Annotated in this window: 1 protein-coding gene; it reads left to right on the top strand. The window is 48.3% G+C overall.

The window, feature by feature from the left end:
* The coding region (locus tag R8N49_RS26150; RefSeq protein ID WP_318190330.1) for a DUF4056 domain-containing protein at nucleotides 1-830 on the top strand (830 nt) is incomplete at both ends.

The following is an 830-nucleotide window of genomic DNA, read 5'->3' as shown; positions in this document are numbered from 1 at the left end:
CTCGAGGAGATAGGCCCACACAAGTTTGCCAGCGGGATATATCACTACACACCGTCATCCTCATCGGCATTGGGTCATGGCGGTAGCGAAAATAACGGAATCTTATACACGCAAAAAGGTGGCTTTATCGACCTCGCCCATGTGCGCGATACCGCCGATGACACCATGGGCTTATTTTTCGAGATACTCGCCAACTTAGGCCAAGCCCATCGCATTGATTTACCTGCTGAATTAGGACCAAGATACATCGAGATGGCCTCGTTCGACGCATCTTCTTTAACCGATGAACAAAGGTGGTCTGTGGCCGCTCATTTAGCTGCGCGCTTAGCCTACTTCAAGGCTGAATCCCACGAGGTCGCCCAGTGGCACGGCTACGCAAGTTTTTCAGGTTGGCCAGAAACCATTTCCGCCTACTCGCTTGAAGACCTCTACTCCAACATGTTGGGAGCTAAAATTGTACTTAACCTCATTCAACAACATAAGATGCTGAGCGAAAGAGAATACAACCAAAATGTCAGCTTGCTTCTCAATGCAAGTCTGCAAGAACTTGGCGTCGTTGATAAATCTCAATCAAAACTGGTATTAGCCGCCGTCGACGGTAAATGGTGGAACTCACACGAGTCAATCCCAAGCAAATTCATGGTTCTGCAACGTCACTATGATCTAGGAGATGTACAAACGCCCCACCGACTAACACCGGATCTATTAGGTAAAGAGAACTCGAACTTACAGTATCTCGCGCAATCTCCCGCGATTGTGCTCACTTTACCAGCATCTGTAGAGTCGCTGGAGCTAGATGACATTGCCAAGTTAGTACTTGAAGTAGCGCC

This window comes from Vibrio sp. 1978, from assembly GCF_033344345.1.
This window is presented reverse-complemented; position numbering and strand designations above follow the sequence as displayed.